Here is a 22,668-nt window from a genome sequence, read left to right as displayed (position 1 = left end):
AAGGCGGGGATTACTGAGTAAAAATTACTACAATGTCTGCGTTTTTAATCAAAAAATGTAAATTTTGATTAAGAAATATAGACAAAGGTTGCCTTACCTCGTAATCTGACTTTGTTGACAAACTTGTACAAATTTCTCTAAAAGAACAAAAGGAGTAAGTCTAATGTTTGGTTTTATCAAAAATTTCTTCGGCGGTATTTTCGGCTTTTTCGCCAGACTGTTGGGCTTGAAAAAGTCTGAATATTTCCTAGATTTGGGCGAATCTCCGGCGAAAGAACCGGCAAAGGTTGCACCTGCCAAGGTCGAGCCTGCTGCTGTCAAGAAGGCTGAGCCTGTTGCGGCCGCACCGGCTTCATTTGAGCCTGTTAAGTCTGAGAAATCTGAGAAGTCTGAACCGGCTAAGAAAGCTAAGGTAGAGAAAAAGTCTAAGAAGGAAAAGGAACCAGTCGCTAGCGTTGCTGCTAAGACTTCGGAACCCGCCAAGGTACCTGCTGCTGCAACTAACGGCAAAGTGCCGAGTCAAGCTGAACCGATTCGGACTTTTGCTCCTAATAATTTAATGCCGACACCCACTGGAACTCGTCGCAGCCCTGGTCCCAGCATGAACAATTTCCGGGAAATGGCCCGTCAGGTGAAAACCAAGTAGGAAATTGAGAATTGGTAATAGGGAATTGGGGATTGGATAATTCCCAATGCTGGGGTTAAGAATTAAAAATGGCATTCCTCATTTTTAATTTTTAACTCTTTTTTTATTCCCTATTTCCTTGGTTCCTGAGAAAGGCTAATCCGCTGTATAGCTGGAACGCAGGGTCCCAAGGAGTTTCGGATTTGCGATCGATCTCTACACGAGACTCAATCTTGCTTAACATATGCGTGTAATCGAGGACTGTCTCCGCAAAAGGAGTAAATTCCGACCACACTGTAACGTCAAGTTGTTGGTCAAATATTTCCAGCAAGTGATTCCAGTTAATTCGGGTGGTACTTTGAGGCATTTGTGGGGATTTTTTGACTCGGTTCGTTTTGTTTTTCGGGTGCGGTGAAGCTGGGATAGTATCTGAAATTTTGGTGAAGTCAACGCCTTGTTTAAATTCGTAACTTTGGTCGCAAATTCGCAGAATGCAGTTTCTGCTGGGAATGTGCAAGTCGCAGATTTGAGCGTAATCTTGAGTGATTTCTTTGTGGCGAAATTGCTCGGTTCTGCGGTTGGGCGAGTAGTCCATGATTTCTATGAACATTGGCAACAATCCTTCTACTCTTTGGCTGACTTCTGACCAGTTAAATTCTATAAAACCGAGCCGATTTAGGCCATCTTTACAAACAACCGCTGGGGAAGACAGAGACTCGAAGTGTTGCACTCGGAAGATTTGGATTTGTTGAATGTCGGCTAGGGTTGCCCAAAATACGGGAATGCCGGCGTTGAGAAGTTCTTGGCCGTAAATTCGGAGTTCGGCGATGGGGCCGGTTTTGTAGAGTCTCCAGCCGCGGCTTTGGATTTGCATCCGGGTTGTATAGGCGTCGATTTTGAAGATTCTGCTGATATTTTTTATGGCTGCGGGTTTGTCTTCGGGACTCACGGGTTCGAGGATGAGGAGTCCGGGCTCGAGGCTGCTGGGGTCGTTTTTGGCGGTTTCGATGGCTTGTTGGCGGAGGTTTTGTTGTGCGGTTTCAATCCGTTGAATGCCTTGGCGGGCGAGTGAGACTATTTTGGGGTTGGTGATGTCGCGGAGTATTTGTTTGTAGGTTGTTTGGGCTTTGTCGGGGTTGTTGGTGAGTTCGTAGTAGCGGCCGATGTAGTATTGCACCCAGGGATTTTCGGGGGATTCTTTTTGCAGTTGTTTGATGAGTTGGGCGGCGCCTTTGTAGTCTTGGCTTTCTAGGGCGGTGGCTATTTGGTGGATGTCTGTCATGGCGGTTGCGGGAATGCGGTTGTTTCTATCTTGGCTGATGTTTGGTTGGTTGCGCCAGTGGTTAACAACTTTCGCTTTTATGTTGGTGTGTGATTTTTGGCTTTGCGCAAAAATAAGATTGGGATTTTTTAACTGCGGATGAACGCGGATGTGTAGAGTATGTTTCCCAGAAGTGCTCTATGATATTTGGGCTGGTGTTTGTTAAAGTTGATTGGAATTAATGCTTAAGGTGTATGAACCTTTGCTGGTGCGATCGAGTCCTTGAACAACTATTTTGTAAGTGCCGTTACTGGGCAATTTTACGATGATTTGGGATTCTCTGCCATTCACGCGAACAGGTTTGATGTCTGAAATTTTATCGCCGCTGGGAGCGATTAGTGTGATGAAATGGTCGAATGACCTGCTTTTGAGGTCGATGGTGACGGATTGACCTGCACGTCCTTGGAAGCTGTGTTCGCGCGACAAGCTGCCGTTGGAAAGGGTGGGGTCGCCGTCTTTGAGGGCTCCCCGCTGCTGTAGGATGGAAAGAGGGGTGAGTTTTGGTCGATCGACATTGCTCAAATCTAAGCCAAAATTTGTCACTGGTGCCTCTGGGCCATTTCCTCCTCTGACTGCGATGATAAAGGCTGTTTTTTTGTTGGGGTCTGGGATTACTTTGTCAATAAATTGTCTTTGTATTTTTTCGGCGTTTAAAACTTTTGGTTGGTTAAAATTGGGTTGTGAAATACAGAAAAGCGCGCTTCCATCTAGATTGCGGGCTGCGTAGAACCAATATTTTTGACTGTTAGTTATAAATTCGTTTCTGCTGAAGATAGTCAATCTTTCAAGTTGCGGTAGTTGTTGGTTGCGGCGGCAATTTTTATCGATGTATATTTCGTTGGCTGGCGGCTGCGGTTGGGCCAAGACTACTGGTGTGATGGCGGTGATAACTGCTGAGATGAGGGTGAGGCCCAGGGGGAGGGTTTTCATGAATATTTGCCTCTATTTATTGTTGTCTGGTATTGTACTGAATGCGCGGACACATTCTGCGAGTTTTTTTTCGCCAAAATCAGGTAGTTGGCTGATGTTGAGTTGATACCATTTACTGAAATCGAAGGGTTTCCCGGAGGAGAATTCCCATTTAGGGCGATCGTAACCTGGGTCGGGAGGATATGCTACTGTTTTAATATTAAAAGTGTTCTGACTAATTGTACCTTTCAGACAGCTATTGTCGCTCGTATTGCTGCGGTATTCAAAGGCTGTGAAGGTTTCACCTGTTTTCTGGAAAATCATATATTGAGTGGCTATGCGGTTGGCTTCTGGTATTTCTCCATAAAAATATTGGCCGTCTGGTAGGTTTTGCAGTGTCTGTGCGGGCTGGGCAAAAATGGGTAAGCAGCAAATACTGAAGATTGCTAGGTTGGTGCTGAGTATGATTTGCGATCGCCCTTTCATGATATTTTTAGTTGTTTTGTGCTGCTCTTTGATAACACAAAATTAGGCTGATTTGCTGGTTAGTGATAAGATTAACGCAGGAATGACTTCATTCAGTTGACCTGTGACAGATGACAGTTGACTGCTTGAGGGCGACCTCTACCTGGAAGTCCGAGGATTGGAGTAATGAATAGTCTTCTTTTAATTCTCCCGCTCAGGGGGGCGGGCTTTAAACCAATTCTTTCTGGTAAAAATTGGTTTGACGCGCTAATTGAAGCGGGAAGGTGCGCCGTGCGCACCCTACATAATTTTCTGCATCTATAGCCGCGATTGGATAGGTGAGGTATGAGTGCGATCGCAGTTCTTGGCGCGTCCGCGAGCTTACTATATAATCTAGGGTAAGAGGGCACTCATCCCAACAACGTCGGCGAACTTACACCAGAACTGCTAGAGAACTGATTTTATTTCAATTCAACGTTTACGGTAGCAGACATCCCGGGTGCAATCCGCGATTCATAGCCTTTAATGCTTTCGGCATCAAACACAACTTTCACCGGAATCCGCTGCACTACTTTGGTGAAGTTTCCCGTGGCATTGTCGGGAGGCAATAAGGAGAATTGAGCGCCAGAAGCTGGGGAGAAACTATCGAGACGACCTTCAAATTTGCGGTTGCCAAAAGCATCTAATTTGATTTCTACTTTTTGACCGGGTTTCATGTTTGCTAATTGCGTTTCTTTGAAGTTAGCAATTACCCATAAATCGTTGCTGACGATCGCCATTAACGGAGTTCCAGACTGCACCCGCTGCCCCACTTCAACGGATTTGCGGCCGATTTGTCCGGCGGCGGGTGCGGTGATATTCGTGTAGGAAAGTTGCAGTTGAGCGTCTTTAACCGCAGCTTCCGATTGGGCGATCGCAGCCTTAGCAGCATCATACTGCGATCGGCTGACTTTAGTTTGTTCGCCCGTAGCTTGAGCCTGCTGCAATCCGCCCTTCGATGCAGCAAGTTTAGCTTCAGCGGTGCTGATGCCTTCTTGGGCTACAGCGACTTTAGCTTGGGCGCTGGCGACGGCGACTTGGGCTTGCGCGACTTGAGCTTCGGCTTGTTTAACTCCTTCTCGAGCTTGGGCTACTGCTGCGATCGCTGCGGTTACGCCTTCTTTGGCTTGGGCTAAACGCGCTCTAGCTTGAGCAATTCCTTGTTGGGCTGCGGTGGTTTGGCCAGCGGCTACTTCGTAGGCTGCTTTGGATGCTTCTAATTGCTGGCGGGCGATCGCACCTTCTTGCTGCAAACTTTCGTACCGTTTATAATCTGCTTGCGTTTTCACGAGATTAGCTTGCGCTTGCACTAGCTGAGCTTGCGCTGCGGCAATGCCGGCTTCGGCTTCCGTCACTTTAGCTTCAGCTTGGGGAATTACAGCTTCAGCTTGGGCAACTTTGGCTTGCGCTGCGGGCACGCCGGCTTCGGCTTGGGCGACAGCAGCTTCGGCTGCGGGTACGCCTTGTTGGGCTTCTCTAATGGCTGCTTGGGCGGTGGAAATGCCAGCGTTGGCGGTGCCGATATCTCCTTGAGCTTGGGCTGTTTTGCCTTGGCTGGTTTGGGCGGCTAGGGAAATATTGGCTTGGGCTGCTTCGGCTTGGCGGCGGGCGTTTTCCAAAGCTGCTTGGGATTGTTGCAGTTTAACTTGGTAGTCGCGGGGGTCGAGTTTGATCAGCAGTTGTCCGGGTTTTACTTGTTGGTTGTCTTCTACCAAGACTTCGCCGACTGTACCGTTGATGCGGCTGCTGACTTGGTGGATGTGTCCGGCAACTGTGGCGTTTTCGGTTTCTTGGTGGATGGAGGCGTATTGCCAGTAGTTGTAGCCGAAGCTGCCTGCGGCGATCGCCCCGATGCCCAGCGCTGCTAAAATTATCGCTTTGGTGGGTTTTTTCTTCGGCGTTTCAGGCGTCGGCAGGGGTGCTTGGATTTCTGTTTCGGCGCCGGTTTTGAGTTCGGCGGGGGCGCTGACTTCTGTTTCTGGCGCGGGGATTACTGGTAGGCTTTTTGCTATGGTGTCGTCGATCGGCTTTTCTAATACAGCTACTGCTTTGCCTTTGCCGTTACCGTTGAATTCTGCTGGGTTGATTTCGTTTGTGCCTTTCATGGTATTTGACTCCTGATACTTTAGTAAGATGTCGTTTGTTTAGGGTACGTAGTTTTTATTTAGTAAGACGGCTTTTTTTAAGGGTGCGTAGTATTTTGCGGTTATTTGTAATGTAGTGGAGGTAGATGCTGCTGCGCTTCACTCGCAAGAGCGATTTGTCGGTTTAGGACAGGTTGACGATCGCCCGATCGATCAATTGAGAAAACAGTTCTCGATCGGCTTCTGGAATGCCTTCGACTGCTCGATCGCGGATTTGGGCTACCAGCGGGGGCAATACCTCTTGCAGTGCCGTACCGGAATCTGTCAGCCAAATGCGCCAAATGCGCCGATCGCGCGTGTCTCTCTCCCGGCGGACTAGGCCTCTTTCTTCCATGCGATCGAGTACGCCTGTCAGTGTACCGCCTACCTGTTGCAGTTTGTCGCCAATGCTGGAAGTCGGCAAACCGTCTTCTTGCCACAAGCAGCACAGTACCAGCCAGTGAAATGGTGTCAGCCCAAAAGGTTCGAGTGCCTCTTGCAGCCTGCGAGTCCCTAGCTGCCCCAGCAGTTTGATGCGGTAGCCCAGGCTGTAGGGGGCGAGAACGTCGTGCCACCGAGCTAGATATGTGCGATCGACTGTGGATGTAGTAACCATAGGTTTATTACTTCGCGTTCGTATTATTAGTGTAAGATGTTTTTTGGGAGATGTCAAGGGCGGAAGTAGGGTTTTTTGGTTAGGGCAAATGCTACGCTCAAACCGAGAATCCGCCAGGGGTTTAAACCCCTGTCTCAGAGCTGCGAGTCGGTTGAAACCGACTAAAAAACTCACGCTGAATTCAATTTGTTAGTCCACTTTTAGTGGACTTTAGCTGTGAGTCAGGGGTTTCAACCCCTGGCGGACTCGCGGACTCGCGGACTGGCGGACTCGGGGGCGCACTCCCAGACTGTGGCGCTGCCGAGGGTGTGTAGCTTTCAATACTATTATCGATCGCACCCCCAACCGCCCAGCGTGCCGGATCTCCTTCTGGGGAAGTGTGTTTACAATTCTTAATTTTTCTTAAACTAGAAAGGGTAAATCTAGTTTGCGATCGGAATTTATGTTGCTTCCAGCGGACAAACGCACCAAGTTAGACGACACGGACGACAATCTGTTCTATGCCTATCCCCGGTTGGTGACGCACGTAGACGAGGGATTCATTCAGCAACTAACCGATTTGTATCGGGAACGGCTGAAACCGAATACTCGGATTTTCGATATGATGAGCAGTTGGGTGTCTCACTTGCCCGATGAAATGGAATTTGCCCATGTTGAAGGGCACGGCATGAATGAAGAGGAGTTGGCAAAAAATCCCAGACTGAATCATTATTTCGTGCAAAATTTGAACGCAAATCCTCAATTGCCGCTGCCGGATGCAGAGTTTGACGCGGTTGTCAACTGCGTTTCGGTGCAGTATTTGCAGCACCCGGATGCGATTTTTGCCGAGATTCACCGGATTTTGAAGCCGGGGGGCGTGGCAATTATCAGTTTTTCCAACCGGATGTTTTATCAGAAAGCAATTGCGGCTTGGCGGGAAGGTTCTGAGGGCGATCGGGTAAAATTAGTCCAGGGTTACTTTGATTCTGTCAAAGGAGCGAACATACCCGGATTTAGCAAGCCGGAAGTAATTGTTCGCAAGCCTAACTTGCCGAGTTTTATGCAAATGCTGCGAATAGGAAGTGGCGATCCGTTTTATGCGGTAGTTGCTTACCGCCAAAGTTAGGATTTTTTTTAACGTTTGTAGTGAGGACTTTAGTCCGCTAATTTTTTAGAGGACTAAAGTCCTCACTACAAACCGAGCCCGAGTTACGCTCTTTAGGTTAGAATATATAGAACAGTTGCTCCTTAAATATGGAAAATAAACTTTTGCAACGCATCACACTCGATCCAAATATCTGTCACGGAAAACCCTGTATTCGCGGACTCAGATATCCAGTAGAGTTGATTCTTGAATTACTTAGTTCAGGTATGAATGCTAAAGAAATTATAGATGATTATGACGATTTAGAACACGAAGATATTCTAGCTGCTTTGCTATTTGCAGCGCGGCTGACTCAAGTGAAAAGCATATATCGAGTATTAGTGTAATGAAGTTTTTGGTAGATGCACAATTACCAGTACGTTTGGCGCGCGTTCTGCAATCTGCTGGTTGCGATACTATTCATACTAAGGATTTACCTCGACTAAACGCAACTCCCGATTCAGAAATTAACTTGCTTTCAATGCAAGAAAGCAGAATTTTTATCACCAAAGATCGAGATTTTCTCGATTAATTTATGATTAACCAGCAACCTTACAAGCTGTTGATATTGACGACAGGCAACATAAATAATAACCAACTTATAGACTTATTTATGAATAACTAGCCGCATTTGGTTGAAATATTTGAGGAACATTCATTGATAGAAATGAAGCGCGAGACAATTGTAGTCCACCAGTAATAATCAAGTAGGTAAAACCTTGAGATGAAGCCATATCAGCAAATAGAAATTGACGAATGCGGCGAGCCTTTAGTGCCAATTCCACCCGAACATTTTGCTTTTGAAATGCCTCACCCTTACCAAAAGTTGGGTGCTCCGTATCACAACAGCAAAGCAGATTCGCCTTACTATTTGCGGCAAGGAGTTGTAGATAGTTTAATTGCAGCTCAAACGCAGCTACAGCAAAATTATCAAAATTGGAAAATTCTGATATTTGACGCTTATCGGCCCGTGGAAGTTCAGCAATTTATGGTAGATTATACTTTTAATCAAATTGCCGTAGCTCAAGGCTGCGAATTTCCGGTTTCCGAAGACAAACGCCAAGTAATTATAGAACACGTATATCAATTTTGGGCTGTACCGAGCCTCGATCGCGCGACGCCTCCCCCTCACAGTACAGGTGCAGCTTTAGATATAACTTTAGTCGATGAAAATTATCTGCCAATTGATATGGGTTCTCCGATTGATGAAATATCAGAACGTTCTTATCCCGATTATTTTGGTAATAGCGAGGAGCCGCAAGAACAAGAATATCACCGGCGCAGGCAAATATTAAAAGATGCGATGATAGCGGCTGGTTTTCAGCAGCATCCTAACGAGTGGTGGCATTTTTGTCTGGGCGATCAAATGTGGGCATGGTTGACAAATCAAAACAATAGTGGTAGTCAAGTTATCGCCCGATACGGCCGCTATTAAAATGGTACGCAGTTATCAGGAATCTGGTTTCAGGGCAATTCTGTACCCATAAAGTAGAAAAGTGCGATCGCAACCGCCAATACACTTAGAATGTTCTCGCATTCCTGAAACCCTTGCTTTTATTACTTCTTCCTTCTTCCTTCTTCCTTCTGTCAACTGTCAACTGTCAACTGTCAACTGTCAACTGTCAACTGTCAATTCTTCCTTCTTTTTGGTCGGCTATTGCCAGCGGGGTAGCGGTGCTTTAAAATTAACGAGAGCGAACAAGTGCAGGCACATCGAGCCAGCACCGCAAACCCTAAAGGATAACTCAGAGTTCACCCAATGAAAGCACTCATCCTCTCTGGCGGCAAAGGAACACGCTTGCGTCCCCTCACCTATACGGGTGCTAAGCAGTTGGTTCCTGTGGCAAATAAGCCGATACTGTGGTACGGAATTGAAGGAATTGTGGCGGCTGGGATTACGGATATTGGGATTATTATTAGTCCCGAAACCGGGGAAGAGGTGAAGGCGAAAACAGGAGATGGCTCTCGTTTCGGTGCAAAAATTACTTATATCTTGCAAGCAGAGCCGGCGGGACTCGCTCACGCGGTGAAAATTGCTCGACCATTTTTGGGCGATTCTCCGTTTATTATGTATTTAGGAGATAACTTAATTCAAAATCAGTTAGATCCGTTCTTAGAGATTTTTAACAAGCAAAAACTAGACGCTCTGATCTTGCTGCGTCCAGTTCCAAATCCCAGTTCTTTCGGTGTTGCAAAAGTTGATGAAAACGGGCGAGTTTTGCAGTTAGTAGAAAAACCCAAGGTTCCGCCGTCGAATTTAGCACTGGTGGGGATTTACTTTTTTGCTCCTAGTATCCACGAGGCGATCGCTCAAATTCAACCCTCGGCCCGCGGGGAACTGGAAATTACCGATGCCATCCAAGAGCTCATCAATCAGCAAAAACACGTAGAAGCCTGCAATTTAGAGGGTTGGTGGCTGGATACGGGTAAAAAAGATGATTTGCTGAGTGCAAACCAAATCATTTTAGATAGCTGTATCGTAGCTTCAACTGAATTAAAAGTAGACGCCAAAAGTCAAATTATCGGGCGAGTGCAAATAGGCGAAGGCAGTGAAATCATTAATTCTACAGTTCGCGGGCCTGTGGTAATTGGGGAAAATTGCCGCATTGAAAATTGCTTTATCGGGCCTTACAGCAGTATTGCCGATCGCGTGACGATGGTTGATGCTGATATCGAGCACAGTGTAATATTGCAAGGGGCGAAAATAGTTGGCATTCACCAGCGAATTGTTGACAGCGTGATCGGGCAGCGAGCTCAACTCACCAATGCGCCTGCACGTCCAAAAGCTCTGCGGTTTATGATTGGTGATGACAGTCAAATTGAGTTAGTATAACCTGGGATTTGCACTATTCTCGTAGGGGCAATTTACCCGATGGTGCGCGTTGCTACGTCTACGAGATGGTGCGCCTCGGCGCACCTTAAATTAATAAGGAGGCGGAAGATTGCAGTACGAAGAAATACCAACTCAACAAATTATAGATAAATTGCGGCAAACTTTGGAGCCACGAATTGGTATTGCTGAGCCGCTATCGGGAATAGCAAATAGTACGATCGCCCAAAATGAAGATGACGAAGACATCGCCCTTCTGAAAGCGGGCTTTGACATTTATAACATCCCAATTACATCTTACCAAAGGCGCCTCGGTTCCGCAGTCATCGCCGTTAGGAAAATAGTCCGAAAATTGCTCAAGCCCGTACTTGACAGACAAGTAATTTACAATTTTGCTAATACCCGCGTCGTGCAAACATTGAGCACACGGTTGCAAAAATTGCAAGAAAGTCAACAAACCCTAGAGAAAAAAATTCAATCGGAATTCAGCGGCGGATGTCCCGAAGTGACGGCGCAGCTTGAGACTCAACAAAAGGCGATCGCAACTTTTCAGTCTGAAATAGAGCAAATCAAAGCAGTCCAGCAGCAACATACTGCTATTTTAGAAGAGATTACCGCTCAATTGCTCGATCGACCGCAATCAAACATCAAAAATGACCCAAAATAATTGGCTCGCAAGCCCCCAATTTATTCGCCTGAGTAATGCTTAAATAAAAAAATCCAAAACTCTTCAATTTTTCAATCCTTCAATCCGTCAATCCCTAATCCCTCAATCCGTCAATCTGTCAATCCGTCAATCTGTCAATCCCTCAATCTGTCAATCCCTCAATCTAAAATCTAAAATCTAAAATCTAAAATCGAATGACTTTCCTGCCAATATGCTCGTTAATTATAGTCAACTATAACGGTCTGCGCCACACCAAAGATTGCCTAAAATCTCTACAAAAACTTGCGTATCCAGAAGAGCAACTTGATTTAATTGTAATTGATAATTGTTCTCAAGATAATTCGGTTAATGCGCTGCGCGAACTGTTTCCGAAAGTTCGCATATTTGTTAATACCGCCAACAACTTTGCGAAAGCCCTCAACCTCGGGATCAGCGAAGCGAAAGGGCAATATATCGGATTTCTAAATAACGATGCAACGCTTGAGAGTCGTTGGTTAGAGACGCTTGTTCAACGGCTAGCAAGTGACCCAAAAATAGGTGTAGCTAGCGGCAAATTGCTGTTTAAAGACGGGCGAATTAACAGCGCGGGCATTCAGCAATTACCTAACTTTTATTGGCAAGATATCGGTTTTGGCGAGAAAGATGCGGGACAGTACGATACAGAAAGAGAAGTAGAAGGGCTTTGTTGGGCTGCGGTGCTTTTTCGCAGGGAATGTTTGGAAGATGTCGGACTGATTGATGAAGATTTTGTGATGTATTTTGAGGATGTAGAGTTTGCCAAACGCGGCCACAAACGCGGTTGGAAAATGCTTTATACTCCCGCAGCTATCGCCCATCACGAGTATCGGGGTTCGAGTAAAGGTAGCAAACTAACCGAGTATTTTTGCAACCGCAATCGATTTTTGTATTTGGCGAAACACGAACCTTTGCAATTAGTTAAAGCAATTCACACTTCGGATTTTTTTACTAACAAGCAGTACGATTTGCTGTTCGAGAGTTTGTTTGTCGCGATTAAAAAACTGCTAGATTATCAGAAGCCGGAAATCGTCGCCGCTGTACTGCCGCAGTTGTCGGAAAAGTTGGCGGTGATTTACAGTAGAATGAAGATCGATCGCATTTTACCTCGATTGGAGGTGGTGCGGGGCGATCGCAAAATGTCGATCGCGATTTACGATCACGGACTGCATTTTATCGGCGGCGGTCAAAAATACGTCGCTACCGCCGCCTCGCTGCTGCAAAATGAATTTGACATTACTTTTATCGCCAACAAACCTGTTGCTGTTTCCGACTTAGAATCGTGGTACGGCCTCAACCTTTCAGGATGCAAAATTAAAATTATTCCGTTGCAATTTTACGAAAAACGCGGAATGCAGTGCATCGATTCCAGCATCATCGCCGAGGATATGGAAAATCCCTTCGATGAAATTGCCAGAGAAAGCAAAAATTACGATGTTTTTGTCAATGCGAACCAACTGGAAAAAGTCAAACCGCTGTCGCCAATTTCAGTATTTTTCTGCCACTTTCCCAATACTTTTCGCAACCGTCACTTTGCTGTCGATGACTACACTTTTATTATCGCCAACAGTCAATTTACTGTCAAGTGGTTGGAGAAACGCTGGAACTTGCAGCCCACTTTTATGCTGTATCCGCCCGTGGAAATGGCAACAGCTAAAGTGCCGAAAGAAAAGATAATTTTAGCTGTGGGACAGTTTGAAGCTGGGGGAACAAAAAAACAAATTGAATTAATCGAAGCTTTCCGCAGTTTGCTAGCAGATTATCCCGAAGATATTCAAGGATGGCGGCTGATTTTAGCGGGTAGCAGCGTTCCGAAAAATCCTTATTTAAAGACGCTTCAGAATTTTTTGAAGCCAGATTCCAGGGCGATCGAACTTAAAGTCAATGCTGAGTTAGATGAGGTAAAATCGCTTTATGCTCGATCGAGCATATTTTGGCACGCCTGCGGTTTGGGTGAAGTCAATCCTCAAAGGTTTGAGCATTTCGGGATGGCGACTGTGGAAGCAATGCAAAACTGTTGTGCTCCGATCGCCTTTTGTGGCGGTGGACAACCGGAAATTGTCGAACACGGGCGATCGGGCTTTTTGTTCAATACGGTTGAGGAACTTTGTCGGTATTCACATCAACTAATTACGAATCCCGATTTGCTAGCGGAACTTCAAGTTGGTGCACAGCAACGCAGTCAGAACTTTAGACTTGCACTTTTTGAATACAAAGTCAAGAATTTTTTTGAGATTATTCACCAAGAATATGCTACAATTCGGCAGCCAAATCCTGCGGATGTAGCCAAAATGGTCGATGTCGATCGCGATCGATAAATTGCGTAGGGGCGGGTTTTACCAACAATATTTAATGATTACAAACAGTTTATATAAACCCGCCCCCACAATTCCGAAAAATGTACATTTTGATTGTTGGTTGGGTGGGGGCGGGTTTAGGAGATGATTTGTTTGAGACGTAGATTGTTGGTAAAACCCGCCCCTACAATCTGGATAAATTCTGTTCCCTAAAATTATGTCTAATTCACTGTTAATCAATTTATCCTTCTTAACTCCCGAACCCACGGGAATCGGGACTTATGCAGCTAATCTTTTCCCGCAACTGCAACAGCTAGAACCAACATTACTTACATCCCAGCAAATTGACAATTATACTTGCTATCAAATCCCAGACAACATCACACCGGATCGAGGCCCGAAAGGACAAATTAACAGGCTGCGGTGGACTCAATTTGAATTGCCTAAAATTTACGATAGATTGCAGTCAAGCCTCATATTTTCGCCGAGTCCTGAAGCACCTTTGTATTCCAAATGCCGCTACATAGTTACAGTTCACGATTTAATTCCTTTGCGATTTCCGCAAAAATTTTCTCGCTTGACAGCTTATTTCCGCTACTACATACCGCAGGTTTTGCGGCAAGCCGAACACATTATTTGTGATTCTGAAGCAACGGCGGCAGATGTTGCTAACTTTTACCAAATTCCGCGTCAGAAAATGACCGCAATTCCTCTAGCTTGTGATAAGATGAATTTTAGATATCTTGACTTGCCAGCTAAAAACTATTTTCTTTATACCGGCCGACACGATCCTTACAAAAACTTAGAAAGATTAATTGCTGCATTTGCGAGTTTGGCCGATCGCGTAAACTACGAATTGTGGCTGGCCGGGCCTCCGAACGCCTACACGCCGCAGTCGATCGCACAAGTTGAACAATTAGGTTTACAATCTTTGGTAAAGTTTCTCGGTTACGTTCCCTATTCTCAATTGCCCGTACTGATGAATCAGGCGATCGCCCTAGTATTTCCCACGCTTTGGGAAGGCTTCGGCTTGCCAATTTTGGAAGCAATGGCCTGCGGTACACCAGTCATCACTTCCAACCTGTCATCAATGCCAGAAGTCGCCGGAGATGCGGCATTATTAGTCAATCCTTACAGCGTCCCAGAAATAGCCGCAGCCATGCAAACGGTAGCCACAGATGCAAAAGTGCGATCGAACTTAAAAAAAGCTAGTTTAGCGCGATCGGCTCAATTTAGCTGGAACAAAACCGGAACAGCAACCGCCAACATCTTACAACAATATCTTTAAATCTTTCCTCTCTCTGCGCCCTCTGCGCCCTCTGCGGTTAAACAAAAAAAATCCCACCAAAAAACCGCAATCCTCATATTATTCTATGCCAAACCCCCAATCCAACCTACTAATTAATCTCTCCTTCCTAATTTCCGAACCAACCGGATTAGCCATCTACGCTAAAAACCTATTTCCCCACCTAAAAACCCTCAACCCAACCTTACTCACCGCCCAAAAATTCCCCAACAGCAACTGCTACCAAATCCCAGCCAACCTCACACCAGAACAAGGAACGAAAGGACACATCAACCGATTGCTGTGGACGCAAACCCAAATTCCCAAAATTTACAAACAGCTAAAATCCAACCTTTTATTTTCCCCAATTCCCGAAGCTCCTCTCTTTGCCGGTTGTCGCTATATAATTACAGTACACGACTTAATCGCGCTGCGTTTTCCCCGCCGCTTCGATCCGCTGACACCTTATCACCGCTATTACATTCCCCAAGTCCTGCGGCAAGCTGAACATATCATCTGCGATTCAGAATCAACAGCCAAGGATATCACTAATTTTTGTAATATTCCAAGTTCTTTAATTACGCGAATTTTTCCCGGATACGATGCAAGTTTTTTTAAGTTTCTCGACTTACCAACTAGCAATTATTTTCTTTATATGGGCCGCCACAATCCCCATAAAAACCTGCAGCGAGTTGTCGCAGCGTTTGCATCTTTGCCTAATAATTCTGAGTACGAATTGTGGATAACAGGATCGGAAGATAAGCGCTATACGCCGCTGCTGAAGGCGCAGGTTCAAGAATTGGGATTGTTCGATCGCGTAAAATTTCTAGATTACCTCCCCGCGGCTGACTTGCCCAAAGTCATCAACCGGGCGATCGCCCTAGTATTCCCGAGTCTTTGGGAAGGATTCGGCCTCCCGGTGCTCGAAGCAATGGCCTGCGGCACTCCTGTCATCACTTCTAACCTGTCTTCGATGCCCGAGGTGGGGGGGGAGGCAGCACTGTTAGTCAATCCCTACAGCGTCGCAGAAATAGCCTCTGCTATGCAACAGCTTGCAACAGATGCCAAAGTGCGATCGCACTTGCGGGCTCTCGGTTTGGCCAGATCAAAACAGTTTAGCTGGGAAAAGACAGGCGTGGAAACTGCTGCTATTCTCGATCGATATATCTAATTTTTCTATTATGACAGCACAGAGAATCGGATGCGAGGGTGCGATCGCATTGACGGTGCGATCGCCTGGGAGTGTCAGCAAGCATCTTTCGGGGGCGGGTTTGGTAGGGGCGGGTTCGCCAATATCTATGATTCCGATCCAGGATATGTGTAAACCCGCCCTCCCCGCCCCTAAAGGCAAAATTCGCCCTTTTACTTGTTGATACCCAACTGATCGCCGCGCTTGTACTGCTGGTAAGCAGCAAAAAACAGGCCCGACAGAGTAACAAAGATTAGACCCAGAACAATACCTGAAAGCAGCGGTTCTACCATGAGAGCTCCTTAACGTTAAGATTTAACAATCTATTTTTAATATTACCAGCACTTACACAGTTGAATTTTCGCATTCTTGGGCCTTCCGGGGTCTCAGAGCTTGATATCCCCGCAGGGAACGATTAAGCTATGTGATGAGAAATAAATTTTCTTGTAGATACTATTTTTAAATTGAACTCCTTTGAATCACCAACTTGCCAGGAATGAAATTAAGAACCCGATCGAGCGACTTGCCATATTTGCGATCGCGGTGTTGCTTGCCATCATGTTGGCGAGTATGACAATTCGTCAGTTTCAAGCAGCCGACCCCTACGTCAAAAGCGTACTGTCCCTGACGGGCAACCAGTTTCAGGGTTCAGCCATCTTTCAAATGAACTGTGCCGGGTGTCACATATCCGTTGGAGACAGTCAAGTCGGGCCCAACTTGCACCGAGTGTCCGATCGCAAATCCCAATTCGAGCTGATCCGCCAAGTCACCAGCGGGCGAACCCCACCAATGCCACAGTTTCAGCCGAGCCCGCAAGAAATGGCCGACTTGCTGAAATATCTCGAACAAATTTAACCAAAAAAGGGGAACGGAATTTCGTTCCCCTCATCCCCATTGTCAGGTAAGAGTAGGGTGCGCTTCGTGCGCATCCTACTGTCGATTGCGAATTAAACCACCAGCACGTTAAAACTGCTCGCCGCTAACTGGCTAGGCACCACGCCCGCCAGTACAGCCAAAGTCTGGTTGCTGCTGGCGATCGCGATCGCAGTTGAGCCGTTAGTTTCGGTTAACAACAGTTGACTGAAGTCCAAGCCTCCCACCAACTGGATCGAATCAGATTCTGGCCTAAAGTTGATAATCGTGTCAGTTCCCTGAATCGCTGCCAATACAAAGTCTTGTCGGTTGCCATTAGCGATCAGGGTGTCATTGCCAATGCCGCCAAAGAGCAAGTCATCGCCCGTGCCACCAAAGAGCACATCATCGTCGCTGCCGCCCAGTAAGGTATTGTTACCGTCGCCACCGCAGAGAGTGTCATTACCTCGATCGCCCAATAGCACGTCGTCGCCGGCGCCTCCCAACATTACGTCGTCGCCTTTGCCACCGTACAATACGTCATTGCCTTCGTCGCCGCTTAGCGAGTCGTTGCCGCGATTGCCGTAAATAGTATCCTCGCTGATATCGCCAAAAATCAGGTCAAAGCCTTTACCACCGAAGAGAGTATCGTTATCGATGCCACCGTAGACGGTATCGTTGCCCGTATTGCCATTGATATAGTCGCCGCCCTTTAGCCCAAAGATCAAATCGCTGCCGCCCAACCCGAAGATAGAGTCAGGGGCTGCACTACCGAGGATCGTATCGTCGCCGTTAGGGCCGTTGATTACATTACCCGCTGAAGGACTGCCGGACTCATTGGGAGTAGCGATCCTGGGGAAGTCCTCAGGGCAAACCAAATCTGTCGTTACAGGCGTCGGTGTCGGTACAGGCGTCGGTGTCGGTACAGGCGTCGGTGTCGGTACCGGCGTCGGCGTCGGCGTCGGCGGTGTCGGCGGTGTCGGCGGTGTCGGCGGTGTCGGCGGCGTCGGCGGTGTCGGCGGCGTCGGTGTCGTTCCAGGTGTCGGTGTCGTTGTAGGCGGTGTCGGAGTCGGCGTCGGTGTCGGCGGTGTCGGTGTCGGTGTCGTTACAGGTGCCGGGAAGTTCCCGAAGTTGATGCCGCTGACAATAGCGCCCGAAGCCAGTGTGATGTCGGCGGGGTTGGGGCTGCTTTGGGTGAAACCAACTTGCTGGACTTCCCGGACGCTGTAGGTTCCCGGCGCTAGGTTCGCGAACAGGTAGTTGCCGCTGCTGTCTGTGGTAGTAGTAACAGGAGCAGGAACAGGAGCTCCTGGGGTTGCAGCTACGACTTTGGTTAACTGAATTTGGAAATTGGGTAAACCCGGTTCTCCGGCATCCTGAGTGCCATTCTTGTTGTTGTCTTGGAACTTCAGACCGCGGATCGTGCCCGGTTGGGGCAGGAAGTTGCCGAAGTCAATGCCGGTGGGTTTTTCTCCTGCCTTAGCTATAATAACGTCGGCAGGGAGCGCAGTTGTCAGCGTCCAGCCGGTTTGCTGGACTTCCCTTACCTGGAAAGTACCTGCGGGTACGTCGGTGATAGTGTAGTTGCCATCCTTATCCGTGATGGTAGTCAGTTCGCCCTGTTGGAACACTCCATCCTTGTTGGTGTCTACGAAGATTTGCCAGTTTGGTAGACCCGGTTCTGTAGCATCCTTAACGCCGTTGTTGTTGAGGTCATTGAATTTTTGACCGCTGATCGTGCTCGCCTCGAAGAAGTTGCCGAAGTTGTTGTTTTGGGAGTTTTGACCGCTGGTGAGGGCGATCGTATACGCGCCTGAAATGGTAGGCGCGGTTGCGCTGGCGGCGGGGGCGATTTGCGTCCAGCCCGGTTCCAGTAATTCCCGGACGTTGTAGGTGGCGAATGGCAGGTTGGTGAACTCGTACTTACCCGTGATATCGGTGACAGTGGCAGTTTCGGTTGGTTCTAGCGTGCCGTTGTTGTTTTGATCCAGGTAGATTCTCCAGCCTGCTAAGGATGGTTCGCCGGCATCTTGGACACCATTTTTGTTGCGATCGTTAAATTTGATCCCGCTGATCTTGCCAAACTGGAAGTTCCCGAAGTTGGTGGGAAGGGCGGCGGTGTTGGCAATGTTAACGCCACTTGCGGTAGTAAGGGTAGTGGCGGCTGGGGGGACAGGGAAAGTTTGCTGCCAACCAGTCTTTTGCTCTTCCCGTAGGATGTATGTACCAGCGCCAACGTCAGTAAAGGTGTAATTCCCCGAGGCATCAGTGGTAGCCGATCGTGCTGGCGCTGCTGTGCCGATAAAGACAACTGGATCCAGTAAGATTTTCCAGCCAGGTAATCCGGGTTCCGTCGCCTCTTTGACGCCGTTCCCGTTGAGGTCGTTGAACTTCTGACCGCTGACGGTGATGTTTTTGAAGTTACCGAGGTTAACGTTCGGGACATCCACGCCACTGGTGGGGGTGATGTTGGCAGGAGTGAGGGTCTGGGTATAACCTGTTTGGGCGACTTCTTTGACGACATATTGAGCGCCTCCTGAGAGGGGGCCTGCTGGCGCGAAAGTGTACTTGCCAGTGGCATCAGTCTTAACGGTTTGCAGAACTGTATTAGGAGCAGTAGAGCTAACTAACTGAATGTCCCAAGTGGTCCCGGCAGGAGGAGTTGTTTCCGTTGTCTGTTGGATGCCGTCACCGTTTTTGTCCTCGAATTTCTGACCGCTGATGATAATCTGCTTGAAGTTGCCGAAGTTGGCGTTAGGGACATCAGCAGTACCAGTGGTCACTGTTGGCTTTAAAGTCTGTACCCAACCGGGTTGCAACGTTTCATCGATCGCAGTGTTTGCCTTAGTATCCGTGAGGGTGTACTGACCGAGAGTTGCAGCAACGCTAGAGCTAACAGCAGTAGTGACAGATGTAGTAGAAGTCGGGGTTCCTGCGGTAATAGTAAAATTCCCTAGACCTGGATCTGTCGCAGCTTTAACGCCGTCGCCATTGATATCGTTGAATTTCTGACCCTGAACAACTGGCCCATACTCGTAAGCACCGATGTCAATATTGGGTTTACCAACGAGAGTATTGTCAATTTTGCGAGGGAAACCAGTGCCGCGTTGGTCGAAAGCAGTAGCGCCCACTGCCGTTATGGTTGGGTCGCCTCCACCAATTGCAGGATTAGTGCTAGTGGTGACGACGGGGTTGCTAACTAGGGCGAGGGTGAAAGGAGCGGGAGCGGTTGCACCGTTGAGTCCGGCAGCGGCGACTGGTGCTAATACACTTGTTAGAGGAACCGCTAATGCCTGACCTGTCAAACCGGTGCTAGTGCCGAGAACCCCAATCAGGTTGTTGTTACCAATAAATGCCCCTGTAACATCGGTGTTGATAGCAGCAGTGTTGCCAGCGACGATCGTATTCTTGACCGTGACAGTACCGCCGTTGTTGTAAATTCCTCCGCCATTAGCAATCAGACTGGCCGGTGTACCAACTGTCGCTGCTGTGGCAGAGTTATAGGCGATCGTGTTGTTAGTCAGGGTAGCTGTAGCACCAAAGTTGACAAAAATTGAACCGCCTGCGGCTGTACCCGCACCTGCGGTAGCAGCACCAGCATTTCCACCCCTGACTGTATTGCTATACAAGGTGCTGTTGGTCAAGGTCAAGCTGCCGCCGCCGACAAAAATCGCACCACCCAAACCAGCACCACCGCCGCCTGCTGCTGCGACAGCAGTCCCACCAGGGGTGAAGAGATTGATAGCAGTGCTGACACCGGGAGTAGCTCCCGCGCCGCCACCGCCACCGAAGCCTCCAACACCGCCTGCGCCGTTAGCACCAGCAATAGCAGGGGCAGTAGCCGTACCACCAGTACCGCCTGCACCGCCACCGCCGCCGAAGCCACCAGCACCGCCTGCACCACCAGTACCACCGCCGCCGTTGGTCGTAGCACCAGTACCACCATTCCCGCCAGCACCGCCAGCACCACCGCCACCACCAATCGAGCCGGTCACACCAGCGCCACCAGTGCCGCCAGTGCCGCCTACGCCAGCAGGCCCGATCCCATTGCCGCCTGCGCCCGCAGCACCACCACTACCAGCAGGGGCACCTGCGGAGAAGCCAGGAGAACCGTTGTTGCCGGGGTTGCCATTGGGGGTAAAACTACCACCGGCGCTGGCTGCTGTTGGGAAAGCGGTGCCTGGGCTGCCTCCAAAGGGAACCCCGCCGAAATCAGCAGTGCCACCTTTGCCACCGATCCCAGCAGCACCCGCACCGCCGATCGCCTGGTTGTTCGAGAAAGTCACTCTGTCAACGTTGACTGTGCCACTGTTGATAAAAAGTGCGCCGCCTAAACCCGCAGCGCCACCACCACCACCAGCCGGTGCGATTCCTCCTACTGCTGTTGCAGAATCAATGGTGAGGTTGGAGATGTTGACTGCCCCGGTGCTGTTAACTACAAAGGCTCGGGCTGTGGGACTGCCGGTGATTTTGAAACCGCCACCAATAATATCAGTAGGGCCGGTAATGCTGGGTAGCAACCCTGTCAGGGTGAAGTTGGTCTTAATGGTGATTGTGTCTGGGCCAGCGTTGGTGTTGGCAACCCTAATAGCATTGTCTAGTTCGTTAAAATTGTTAACGTCTAGGTTAATGAGCACAGCGCTATAGGCTTCTCTCGCCTCTTGGGAAAATGCTAAAGGTGTTTCTATATTGCCTGTAGTTACTTCCAGTTCCCAGTCTCCACCCAAGGCGGCACTGCCGGTCAAGTTGTCGGAAGCCGCAATATTTGCTCCCGTGAGCTGGCTCAGCCTTTCCACGAAAGCCACACCCGCTTCTGTGGCGGCGACGTTGCAACCGTAAAGCAGAATTTCAGGTTTAGCAGTTGTTGAAGAGTTCGAGTTTGCTTCGGCTGCTGGCAAAGCAAACCATTTTTCTAAATAATTGCGGTAGCTTTCAATGTTGCTGATATTTAGTTCTGTCGTTCCCAGTTGCACGCTGGCTGCTGCGCCGTGAGACAAAATGTGGACGGCTGCAATGTTTTTTCGCTGTTTAAGTGTTTCGGCTATTTGCTCGATGCCGTCGCGATCGGCTTTCAGAATAACAACTTCTGTATCGGGATTCGCGGTTTTTGTTAAACTTTCGCAATCTGTAACTTGTGAATCTGCAAAAACTATCTGGTGTTTCCGTTCTTTATAGACTTCCATGATTAAATTCCTCTGGTACACGCACACATTAAATTCATAGCACAAACCAAACGCAGCAGCGTTCGATCCCATTCCGAGGAAGGCTGCGAGTCGTTGGCCCCCGCAGGAGCGATCGCGCAGTCAAGCCCGCCCCTACGGGGGCTGCGCCAACGAAGAGGATCGCCCCTAACTTTCACCTAAATTGAATATTGACAAAAAGTTTTGTTTGCGATCGCGCCTAGGATAACTGAGTTAGTTTGATGGTGTAGAAGAAGTTTTAAAGGGGGATCTTGTTCCGGCTGTTACAATAATTTTTCAGAAGACTTGCGGGCTGTTTTTTGATATACAAAAGATGGATACAATACCAGATTATATAAAAATTGTCAAGTAAATAAATAACAGGCGGCGATCGATATTTGTCAGTCAAAAGTCCTCAGTCGTGGCGATCGGCTGTAAACAGATGTTATTTGGTATTTTTAGGCTAAGGAATGATAGTTGGGGCGATCGGACAACGGCGATAAAATTGGTTTGTAGTGAGAACCCAGAGTCCTAGTTTTATGAGGACTAAAGTCCTCACTACAAACGTTTACCAAGTTTCTTCATCGGGATGATTGGAATTGCTCCAGATTTCCACATCTAAATCGTTCAGATAAATCAGAGCACTTTCAATCTGTTGACTTGTACCGTTAAGTTCCAAATCAAACCAACCGTCATCGGAAGTTTTTCCACCCAACAAAGCTGCATTAAAATTTACCTTCAAACCGTGTTCCGAAATCAGGTTAGAGATTACAGGTTCCTGATGGTATTCTTTGGGAATGCGAATGCGAATGCGGGTTTGAGTTAATCTGTTGTCTCCAGGCTCAGCGTGCCGGATGTCTGATTGTTGAGTTTGGTGGAAATTGTCGATCGGCTCAAATTCAGGTTCGCTCTTGTTCTGCTCTAACATTTCGGTCTCCTAATGTTTGTTTGTTTCAGGGGTAAGGCGCGCACTCTGTACCCTAAATTTACTCGTTTATAGCCTCTTGCCCGATCCCCTCGCATACCCCCTACTCCCCCGATCGAAGACCCACTTTGAGCGCTTCCATTTCCCCCCTTAAGAAGGGGGGCTAGGGGGGATCGGGGCCTAATAGTCAAACAGTAGACTGGTAGT

20 protein-coding genes are annotated in these 22,668 nt (G+C 48.0%); 12 read left to right on the top strand and 8 right to left on the bottom strand.

Annotation, left to right across the window (positions count from 1 at the left end; all coding sequences use genetic code 11):
- The first annotated feature begins 163 nt into the window (after positions 1 to 163).
- A complete protein-coding gene (locus tag QUB63_RS06230) occupies positions 164 to 646 on the top strand; it encodes a hypothetical protein (protein ID WP_332943933.1) in 483 nt (160 codons plus the stop codon).
- A gap of 103 nt (positions 647 to 749) precedes the next feature.
- Here QUB63_RS06230 and QUB63_RS06225 read toward each other — a convergent pair whose 3' ends face one another.
- The 5 genes from QUB63_RS06225 to QUB63_RS06205 all read right to left on the bottom strand — a co-directional run bounded on the left by QUB63_RS06225 (position 750) and on the right by QUB63_RS06205 (position 6,098).
- Positions 750 to 1,907 carry a tetratricopeptide repeat protein gene (locus QUB63_RS06225; RefSeq protein ID WP_332943932.1) on the bottom strand — a complete coding sequence of 386 codons (1,158 nt, stop codon included), beginning with the start codon at positions 1,905 to 1,907 and terminating at the stop codon, positions 750 to 752.
- Positions 1,908 to 2,108: 201 nt separating this feature from the next.
- Positions 2,109 to 2,876 (bottom strand): PPC domain-containing protein, encoded by a 768-nt coding sequence (locus QUB63_RS06220; RefSeq protein ID WP_332943931.1) that lies wholly within the window; start codon positions 2,874 to 2,876, stop codon positions 2,109 to 2,111.
- A 12-nt stretch (positions 2,877 to 2,888) separates the two neighbouring features.
- A complete protein-coding gene (locus tag QUB63_RS06215; protein ID WP_332943930.1) occupies positions 2,889 to 3,341 on the bottom strand; it encodes a hypothetical protein in 453 nt (150 codons plus the stop codon).
- 440 nt (positions 3,342 to 3,781) lie between these two features.
- Positions 3,782 to 5,464, bottom strand: coding sequence for an HlyD family secretion protein (locus QUB63_RS06210; RefSeq protein WP_332943929.1), 1,683 nt, complete (start codon positions 5,462 to 5,464; stop codon positions 3,782 to 3,784).
- A gap of 163 nt (positions 5,465 to 5,627) precedes the next feature.
- Complete coding sequence (locus QUB63_RS06205; protein ID WP_332943928.1) at positions 5,628 to 6,098, bottom strand: MarR family winged helix-turn-helix transcriptional regulator; 471 nt, start codon at positions 6,096 to 6,098, stop codon at positions 5,628 to 5,630.
- Between the two features lie 442 nt (positions 6,099 to 6,540).
- Between QUB63_RS06205 and QUB63_RS06200 the strand changes: the two genes are divergently transcribed.
- From QUB63_RS06200 to QUB63_RS06155, 10 genes are all read left to right on the top strand, one after another.
- On the top strand, positions 6,541 to 7,203 hold the full coding sequence (locus QUB63_RS06200; protein WP_332943927.1) for a class I SAM-dependent methyltransferase: 663 nt from the start codon (positions 6,541 to 6,543) through the stop codon (positions 7,201 to 7,203).
- Positions 7,204 to 7,331: 128 nt separating this feature from the next.
- Positions 7,332 to 7,568 carry a DUF433 domain-containing protein gene (locus tag QUB63_RS06195; protein ID WP_332943926.1) on the top strand — a complete coding sequence of 79 codons (237 nt, stop codon included), beginning with the start codon at positions 7,332 to 7,334 and terminating at the stop codon, positions 7,566 to 7,568.
- Positions 7,568 to 7,753, top strand: coding sequence for a DUF5615 family PIN-like protein (locus QUB63_RS06190; RefSeq protein WP_332943925.1), 186 nt, complete (start codon positions 7,568 to 7,570; stop codon positions 7,751 to 7,753). The genes QUB63_RS06195 and QUB63_RS06190 overlap by 1 nt, the downstream gene beginning before the upstream one ends.
- A 192-nt stretch (positions 7,754 to 7,945) precedes the next feature.
- Complete coding sequence (locus QUB63_RS06185; protein WP_332943924.1) at positions 7,946 to 8,656, top strand: M15 family metallopeptidase; 711 nt, start codon at positions 7,946 to 7,948, stop codon at positions 8,654 to 8,656.
- Between the two features lie 324 nt (positions 8,657 to 8,980).
- Complete coding sequence (locus tag QUB63_RS06180) at positions 8,981 to 10,054, top strand: glucose-1-phosphate thymidylyltransferase (protein WP_332943923.1); 1,074 nt, start codon at positions 8,981 to 8,983, stop codon at positions 10,052 to 10,054.
- A gap of 109 nt (positions 10,055 to 10,163) precedes the next feature.
- On the top strand, positions 10,164 to 10,718 hold the full coding sequence (locus QUB63_RS06175) for a hypothetical protein (RefSeq protein ID WP_332943922.1): 555 nt from the start codon (positions 10,164 to 10,166) through the stop codon (positions 10,716 to 10,718).
- Positions 10,719 to 10,912: 194 nt separating this feature from the next.
- Positions 10,913 to 13,051 carry a glycosyltransferase gene (locus QUB63_RS06170; RefSeq protein WP_332943921.1) on the top strand — a complete coding sequence of 713 codons (2,139 nt, stop codon included), beginning with the start codon at positions 10,913 to 10,915 and terminating at the stop codon, positions 13,049 to 13,051.
- Between the two features lie 196 nt (positions 13,052 to 13,247).
- Positions 13,248 to 14,318, top strand: a complete 1,071-nt coding sequence (locus QUB63_RS06165) for a glycosyltransferase family 4 protein (RefSeq protein WP_332943920.1) — start codon at positions 13,248 to 13,250, stop codon at positions 14,316 to 14,318.
- An 85-nt stretch (positions 14,319 to 14,403) separates the two neighbouring features.
- Positions 14,404 to 15,486 (top strand): glycosyltransferase family 4 protein, encoded by a 1,083-nt coding sequence (locus QUB63_RS06160; RefSeq protein WP_332943919.1) that lies wholly within the window; start codon positions 14,404 to 14,406, stop codon positions 15,484 to 15,486.
- Between the two features lie 10 nt (positions 15,487 to 15,496).
- Positions 15,497 to 15,688, top strand: coding sequence for a hypothetical protein (locus QUB63_RS06155; protein WP_332943918.1), 192 nt, complete (start codon positions 15,497 to 15,499; stop codon positions 15,686 to 15,688).
- Here the strand turns inward: QUB63_RS06155 and petG are convergent.
- Positions 15,678 to 15,797, bottom strand: coding sequence for a cytochrome b6-f complex subunit V (gene petG / locus QUB63_RS06150; protein WP_015174208.1), 120 nt, complete (start codon positions 15,795 to 15,797; stop codon positions 15,678 to 15,680). The genes QUB63_RS06155 and petG overlap by 11 nt on opposite strands.
- 181 nt (positions 15,798 to 15,978) lie before the next feature.
- On the opposite strand from petG, the gene QUB63_RS06145 reads away from it, so the two are divergent.
- Positions 15,979 to 16,359: a cytochrome c gene (locus tag QUB63_RS06145; RefSeq protein ID WP_332943917.1), complete on the top strand. Its 381-nt coding sequence runs from the start codon at positions 15,979 to 15,981 to the stop codon at positions 16,357 to 16,359.
- 92 nt (positions 16,360 to 16,451) lie between these two features.
- On the opposite strand, the gene QUB63_RS06140 is transcribed toward QUB63_RS06145, so the two are convergent.
- Complete coding sequence (locus QUB63_RS06140) at positions 16,452 to 21,611, bottom strand: DUF4347 domain-containing protein (protein ID WP_332943916.1); 5,160 nt, start codon at positions 21,609 to 21,611, stop codon at positions 16,452 to 16,454.
- 493 nt (positions 21,612 to 22,104) lie between these two features.
- A complete protein-coding gene (locus QUB63_RS06135; RefSeq protein WP_332943915.1) occupies positions 22,105 to 22,464 on the bottom strand; it encodes an NIL domain-containing protein in 360 nt (119 codons plus the stop codon).
- Positions 22,465 to 22,668 lie beyond the last annotated feature (204 nt).

This window comes from Microcoleus sp. ARI1-B5, assembly GCF_036705795.1.
GTDB lineage: Bacteria > Cyanobacteriota > Cyanobacteriia > Cyanobacteriales > Microcoleaceae > Microcoleus.
The sequence above is the reverse complement of the archived record's forward strand: the minus strand, read 5'-3'. Positions and strand labels throughout refer to the sequence as shown.

Excerpts from the sequence above, each read along its gene's own strand:
- QUB63_RS06230 (WP_332943933.1), top strand. The coding sequence starts at position 164 with ATGTTTGGTTTTATCAAAAATTTCTTCGGCGGTATTTTCGGCTTTTTC.
- QUB63_RS06225 (WP_332943932.1), bottom strand. The coding sequence starts at position 1,907 with ATGACAGACATCCACCAAATAGCCACCGCCCTAGAAAGCCAAGACTAC.
- QUB63_RS06220 (WP_332943931.1), bottom strand. The coding sequence starts at position 2,876 with ATGAAAACCCTCCCCCTGGGCCTCACCCTCATCTCAGCAGTTATCACC.
- QUB63_RS06215 (WP_332943930.1), bottom strand. The coding sequence starts at position 3,341 with ATGAAAGGGCGATCGCAAATCATACTCAGCACCAACCTAGCAATCTTC.
- QUB63_RS06210 (WP_332943929.1), bottom strand. The coding sequence starts at position 5,464 with ATGAAAGGCACAAACGAAATCAACCCAGCAGAATTCAACGGTAACGGC.
- QUB63_RS06205 (WP_332943928.1), bottom strand. The coding sequence starts at position 6,098 with ATGGTTACTACATCCACAGTCGATCGCACATATCTAGCTCGGTGGCAC.
- QUB63_RS06200 (WP_332943927.1), top strand. The coding sequence starts at position 6,541 with ATGTTGCTTCCAGCGGACAAACGCACCAAGTTAGACGACACGGACGAC.
- QUB63_RS06195 (WP_332943926.1), top strand. The coding sequence starts at position 7,332 with ATGGAAAATAAACTTTTGCAACGCATCACACTCGATCCAAATATCTGT.
- QUB63_RS06190 (WP_332943925.1), top strand. The coding sequence starts at position 7,568 with ATGAAGTTTTTGGTAGATGCACAATTACCAGTACGTTTGGCGCGCGTT.
- QUB63_RS06185 (WP_332943924.1), top strand. The coding sequence starts at position 7,946 with ATGAAGCCATATCAGCAAATAGAAATTGACGAATGCGGCGAGCCTTTA.
- QUB63_RS06180 (WP_332943923.1), top strand. The coding sequence starts at position 8,981 with ATGAAAGCACTCATCCTCTCTGGCGGCAAAGGAACACGCTTGCGTCCC.
- QUB63_RS06170 (WP_332943921.1), top strand. The coding sequence starts at position 10,913 with ATGACTTTCCTGCCAATATGCTCGTTAATTATAGTCAACTATAACGGT.
- QUB63_RS06165 (WP_332943920.1), top strand. The coding sequence starts at position 13,248 with ATGTCTAATTCACTGTTAATCAATTTATCCTTCTTAACTCCCGAACCC.
- QUB63_RS06160 (WP_332943919.1), top strand. The coding sequence starts at position 14,404 with ATGCCAAACCCCCAATCCAACCTACTAATTAATCTCTCCTTCCTAATT.
- QUB63_RS06155 (WP_332943918.1), top strand. The coding sequence starts at position 15,497 with ATGACAGCACAGAGAATCGGATGCGAGGGTGCGATCGCATTGACGGTG.
- petG (WP_015174208.1), bottom strand. The coding sequence starts at position 15,797 with ATGGTAGAACCGCTGCTTTCAGGTATTGTTCTGGGTCTAATCTTTGTT.
- QUB63_RS06140 (WP_332943916.1), bottom strand. The coding sequence starts at position 21,611 with ATGGGATCGAACGCTGCTGCGTTTGGTTTGTGCTATGAATTTAATGTG.
- QUB63_RS06135 (WP_332943915.1), bottom strand. The coding sequence starts at position 22,464 with ATGTTAGAGCAGAACAAGAGCGAACCTGAATTTGAGCCGATCGACAAT.